Genomic DNA, 1119 nt, shown 5'->3' on the forward strand with positions numbered 1-1119 from the left:
TTGCGTCGTGGGCTCGCCTCGAAACCGGCGAGGGCAGGCCAACTCGGCGTGAGCACTCTCACCTCGTGCGGACGTGCGCCTGACACCGGTGGCGTGGCAAAATGTACCCGTGAGTAACATCGCGCCACAGGTGCAGCAACTGGCCCTCGAACAGACCCCGGGTGGGGGCATCGGTCCCGCCTCGGGAGTGTCCGGGGACCGGGACGCACCGCGGGGGAGCGTCGCAGTGAGCGCCACCACCGACGGCGGCGACGATTTCGCCGGCTGGCAGCCGCCGAGCACCGACAACGAGCGGGCGTTCGTGCTCGCCGGCGGTGGAGCGACCGGCATCGCGTGGGAGGCCGGCGTCATCATGGGGCTGCGCGACGGCGGTGTCGACGTCCGCGAGGCCGACACGATGATCGGCACCTCAGCCGGGTCCATGGTCGCCGCCCACCTGCGGGTCGGCACCCAGGAGTCGCTCGCCTTCGCCCGGATCCGCGAGGGTGCCCAGATCGCCGAGATCGGTCGCCTCGGGCCGGCCGACGCCTCGAGGTACCTGCGCGCCCAGATGTCGCTGGACAAGAAGCGTGGCCGCGCCCTGGTCGGCCAGGCGGCCCTCGCCGCCCGCACGACCACCGAGGAGGAGTGGCTGAAGGCCATCGGTCTCGGACTCGTCGGCAAGGAGTGGCCGGACAAGCGCCTGTTCATCACGGCTGTCGACGCGCGCACCGGAACCTCGGTCGTGTTCGACAACTCGAGCGGTGTCCCGCTCGAACGAGCCGTTGCCGCGAGCTGCGCCGTGCCCGGGGTGTTCCCGGCCGTCGAGGTCGGTGGCCGGCGCTACGTCGACGGCGGCCTGCGCACGGTGGCGAACGCCGACCTGGCCGTCGGGCACCGTCGCGTGCTCGCGCTGTCGCCCTACCCCGTGGCCTCGCACCTGCGCGACCTGCCGGCCCGCCAGCTCCGCTCGCTGCGACCGGCATCCCGTACCCACCTCGTCGTTCCCGACGCCCGCGACCTGTGGGCGATGGGTGCGAACCCACTCGACTTCAGCCGCGGCGCCGACACCTTCGAGACGGCTCGGGCCCACGGCCAGCGCATCGCCGACCGCGTCGGCGAGATGTGGCTGGCCTGACG

Annotated in this window: 1 protein-coding gene; it reads left to right on the forward strand. The window is 72.7% G+C overall.

From position 1 onward, the window contains the following. Nucleotides 1–109: 109 nt before the first annotated feature. The gene (locus tag PLL68_RS05160; RefSeq protein WP_324532284.1) at nt 110–1117 is read left to right on the forward strand and encodes a patatin-like phospholipase family protein; all 1008 of its coding nucleotides are present in this window, start codon (nt 110–112) and stop codon (nt 1115–1117) included. Nucleotides 1118–1119 lie beyond the last annotated feature (2 nt).

It is taken from the genome of Ornithinibacter sp. (assembly GCF_035443565.1).
In the GTDB taxonomy this organism is placed as follows: domain Bacteria; phylum Actinomycetota; class Actinomycetes; order Actinomycetales; family Dermatophilaceae; genus Fodinibacter.